Origin of the sequence: Dietzia sp. DQ12-76 (genome assembly GCF_014145045.1) — a bacterium.
GTDB lineage: Bacteria > Actinomycetota > Actinomycetes > Mycobacteriales > Mycobacteriaceae > Dietzia.
In genome coordinates this window covers 999-5,189 of record NZ_JAALDV010000312.1, presented here as the reverse complement: position 1 = coordinate 5,189, position 4,191 = coordinate 999, and the positions used below count along the sequence as shown (strand labels likewise).

Below are 4,191 nucleotides of genomic sequence, written 5' to 3'. Positions count from 1 at the left end.
CGTCGGGGGCGGGGACGAGCCCGGCGGCCGGGGCCGGGGCCGAGCGTCACCTGGTCGCCCTGTGTCGGGCCGGGTGGACGATCCTCGTCGTACGGGGGCCCTCCGCTCCCGCGAACGCCTGTCGTCCGCAGGTGGGCACCGTGCCATCGGACGCGGGCGGCGTGCTGCCCGCCCTGAGATCCTGGTGGCCGGGGACCACGCTGCTTCCACCGCTCCTCGGCGAGCCGGTCGCTGATCCGCTCGGGATCTGGGCCGTACGCAGCGCGTAGTCCCGTCAGCGCGTGTAGTCCGTGGCGCGCTCATAGCGCGCGTGATCGTCCCAGACCCGGCGCAGTAGCTGCTCGAGCTCCCAGACGTCGCCCTCGGTTCCGAAGTACTTCCGGTCGATCGTCTTGAGCTTGTCCTCGTTCTCGAGGATCTTGGCCCACAACTTGGCCCGCTCGACGGGGTCGTCGGTGAAGTTCTTGTTCAGGTACTCGTGCGAGTGCCGCCTGAGGTTGCCGAGGACGGTGAGAGCCTTACCGGCCGGGCTCACCAGCGAGGCCACGATCGTCACCACGAGGACCGCCACGATGACGCCGAGCGACAGGTAGGTGGGCACCTCCACCACGTCGACGTGCTCGCCCTGGTTGATGAACGGCAGGTTGTTCTCGTGGAGTGCGTGGAGGACCAGCTTCACGCCGATGAAGCCCAGGATCGCCGCCAGGCCGTACTTGAGGTAGACGAGACGGTCGAGGAGGCCGTCCAACAGGAAGTACAGCTGGCGGAGACCGAGCAGGGAGAACGTGGTCGCGGTGAAGACGATGAAGACGTTCTGGGTCAGACCGAAGATCGCGGGGATGGAGTCCAACGCGAACATGATGTCGGTGCCGCCGATCGCCACCATGACGATCATCATCGGCGTCATGACCTTCTTGCCGTTCTCGATTGTGAACAGCTTGTCGTGGTCGTAGTGTTCGGTCGCCGGAATGAACCTCTTGGCCAGGCGCACCACGACGTTGTCCGCGTCGTCGTCCTCGTCATCCTCGGCCAGGAGTCGGCCCGCGGTGATGATGAGGAAGATGCCGAACACGTAGAACAGCGCGCTGAACGCGGTGAGCAGAGCGGCGCCCACGAAGATGAAGGCGGTCCGCGCGATGATGGAGAACACGATGCCGAACAGCAGCGCCTTCTGCTGCCCCGCGCGGGGGACCTTGAAGCTGGTCAGCAGAAGCAGGAAGACGAACAGGTTGTCCACCGAGAGGGCCTTCTCGGTGATGTACCCGGCGAAGTACTCCACGCCCATCTGAGTGCCGCCGAAGATCCACACCAGGAAACCGAAGGCGATCGCGATGCCCACGTACAGGGCGGACCAGATGGCCGATTCCCTGAGCGTCGGGATGTGCTCCTTGCGGACATGGAAGAAGTAGTCGAACAGCAGCAGTGCGACGATGAGTGAGACCGCGAGGGTCCAGGCGAGCGGGGAGGCTCCCAACGGGGGTGTCCTTTCCGAGGAAGGCCGAGTGACCGGATTATCCTACGCGCCTCCACCGGAATCGCCCCAGGTCAGTTTTTCCGCCGCACGCACATCGTGTGCTGCGCCTCCACCACCGTCGCGCCGCGGCTGTCCGTCACCACCGCCGTGTGGACGACGCTGGTGCTCGGCCGCTCGGAGAGTTGCTGCCTGATGGCGTCGGCCTCGGGGCCGGGGACGTCCACCATACACCGCAGTCTGCCCCGGCCGGGAGCCCGGAAATCGATCGTCGCGCTCTTGGTCCACACCTGGTAGCCGCCACCGAGCTGGCCGGACAGCAGTGCCCCGTAGAGGACGTCGGTCGCGGCGAACAGGGCGCCTCCGAACGCGGTGCCGTTGGTGTTGGCGGTCCACGGCGCGACGTGCATGCTCAGCTCCCCGCGGCTCCAGTCCGGGGCGACGTGCCGGATGCGGATGCCGGAGCCGAGCAGCGGCGGGTAGAGGGAGGCCAGCAGAGGGAACGCCCGGGGGCTGGAGGTGTATCGGTGCAGCAGCGTCTTGGGCACGCCCAGATCGTAACTTACCCGCGAGTCAGTTCAATCAGGTGATCCCGCCGGCGGGGCGTGGAAGCCCTGGTCGGGCGACCGCGGAGACCCGATGGCGGCGAGCCGTGGACAAAATCAGCCCCGCTGTCTAGACAAACGGCGGTGGTTTGTCTACGTTGGACGCATCACGTGGCGTGCGACACACGCCGCCGGGTTCGACCGAGGGAGTCCTCCAGATGCACACCGACCTCCAGACAGAGGAGACCGCGGCTCAGCCGTACCCCTGGACTGACGGCAAGCGATACCTGTGGCTGCTCGGGCTCATCCCGGCCGGCGCCCTGTTCATCTCGCTCGGGCTGTTCTCGTGGTTCTCCCACGCCGGGTGGGGCACCGCCGCCGTGGTGGCCTGGTTCGTCGCGCCTTTCGTCGTGTTCGTGTTCATCCCCCTGCTCGACATGGTCGTCGGGGTGGACGGGCGGAACCCGCCGGAGGAGGTCATCGAACGCCTGGAGGCCGATCCGTTCTATCGCTGGTGTACGTACCTGTACATCCCGGTGCAGTACGCCGCCCTGATCACGGCCTGCTATCTGTGGACCGCGGACGACCTGTCGTTCTTCGGCCACGAGGGCGGGCTGGGCCTGGTGGCCAAGATCGGTATCGCCTGGGCCGTGGGGATCGCCGGGGGCATCGGCATCAACACCGCTCATGAGCTCGGCCACAAGATCGAGAACTCCGAGAAGTGGCTCTCCAAGATCGCCCTGGCCACCACCGCCTACGGCCACTTCTACATCGAGCACAACCGTGGACACCACGCCCGTGTCGCGACCCCGGAGGACCCGGCGAGCTCACGTCTCGGCGAGTCGTTCTGGGCCTTCCTGCCGCGCAGCGTCGCAGGCTCCCTCGTCTCGGCCTGGGAGCTGGAGAAGAATCGTCTCGCTCGCCTCGGCAAGTCCCCGTGGAGCCTGCGTAACGACAACATCAACGCCTGGCTCATGACCGTGGTCCTGTTCGGTGCCCTCACCGCCGCCTTCGGCCTCGAGGTCCTGCCCTGGCTGATCCTGCAGGCGGTGTACGGGTTCAGCCTGCTGGAGGTCGTCAACTACCTCGAGCACTACGGACTGCGCCGCAAGAAGCTCGACAGCGGTCGCTACCAGCGCTGCCGGCCCGAGCACTCGTGGAACTCCGACCACCTGGTCACCAACATCTTCCTGTACCACCTGCAGCGTCACTCGGACCACCACGCCAACCCGATGCGCCGCTACCAGGTGCTGCGCACCACCGACGACGCCCCGCAGCTGCCCGCCGGGTACGCCGCGCTCATCGTGGTGGCCTACGTCCCGCCGCTCTGGCGCAGGATCATGGACCACCGGGTCCTCGAGCACTACGACGGCGACGTCACCCGCGCCAACATCCAGCCGTCCAAGCGGGAGCGGATCCTCGCGCGTTACTCCGCTCCGTCGGCCACCGGGACGAGCGCCGCGTCGAATGCGTCCACGACTCCGTCCGCCACGGCGACCGCCGTCCTGGATCCCGAGCCCGACGTGAACGCGGTCCGCGGTGCCGTCTCGCCGATCGGCACCTATGCCTGCCCCAACTGCGGCCACCACTACGTGGAGTCGCTCGGAGAGCCGCGGGAGGGCTTCGGCCCCGGCACCCCGTGGTCGGAGATCCCCGACGACTGGCAGTGCCCGGACTGTGGTGTCCGAGACAAGGTCGACTTCGTCCCGGTGAGCTGATCCCCCTCGTTCCCCGTGTTCCCAGTGTTCCCAGCGTTCCCTTCAGGAGGTAACCCATGAAGATCTCGATCGATCCGGACCGGTGCGAGGGTCAGGCGGTGTGCGTCGGACTCGCCCCGAAGGTCTTCGCCCTGGGCGACGACGACGAGGTGGTCCGCCTCCTCGTCGAGGACGTTCCGGAGGATCTGCAGAAGAGGGCCCGCAAGGCCATCGAGAAGTGCCCGATGGCGGCGCTCCGCGAGACCGGGTAGGCCGGGGCCGGTTACGGTGCCGGCCAGGCCGAGGGGTCCCGACCGGTGCGCGCGAGAGCGGCGTGCCGGGGCGGGACCCCGGGGTCGTCGAAGCCCGGCACCGGGGCGGCGAACAACTCCGGCGCCGGGTCGTCGGCGAGGTCGGCCCGGACGAAGTCCAGGACGGCGCGTTCGAGCTCCTCGCCCCACGGCAGGTCGATGCCCTG

At 67.7% G+C, this 4,191-nt stretch carries 4 protein-coding genes and 2 pseudogenes; 3 read left to right on the top strand and 3 right to left on the bottom strand.

Annotated features, from left to right (window positions below):
- Window positions 1-269: pseudogene (locus G6019_RS17110) on the top strand (hypothetical protein); the annotation flags it as partial.
- 5 nt (window positions 270-274) lie between these two features.
- On the opposite strand, the gene G6019_RS11095 reads toward G6019_RS17110, so the two are convergent.
- The gene (locus tag G6019_RS11095) at window positions 275-1,474 is read right to left on the bottom strand and encodes a TerC family protein (RefSeq protein ID WP_107755476.1); all 1,200 of its coding nucleotides are present in this window, start codon (window positions 1,472-1,474) and stop codon (window positions 275-277) included.
- Between the two features lie 71 nt (window positions 1,475-1,545).
- The gene (locus G6019_RS11090; RefSeq protein WP_182613336.1) at window positions 1,546-2,019 is read right to left on the bottom strand and encodes a DUF4442 domain-containing protein; all 474 of its coding nucleotides are present in this window, start codon (window positions 2,017-2,019) and stop codon (window positions 1,546-1,548) included.
- 215 nt (window positions 2,020-2,234) lie between these two features.
- Here G6019_RS11090 and G6019_RS17675 point away from each other — a divergent pair, with 215 nt between their 5' ends.
- A complete protein-coding gene (locus tag G6019_RS17675) occupies window positions 2,235-3,734 on the top strand; it encodes a fatty acid desaturase (protein ID WP_182627599.1) in 1,500 nt (499 codons plus the stop codon).
- Window positions 3,735-3,790: 56 nt separating this feature from the next.
- Entirely contained in the window at window positions 3,791-3,985 is a 195-nt protein-coding gene (locus tag G6019_RS11080) for a ferredoxin (protein ID WP_182613335.1), read from the top strand.
- A gap of 11 nt (window positions 3,986-3,996) precedes the next feature.
- Here the strand turns inward: G6019_RS11080 and G6019_RS17355 are convergent.
- Window positions 3,997-4,191, bottom strand: a pseudogene (locus tag G6019_RS17355) (TIGR03086 family protein); the annotation flags it as partial.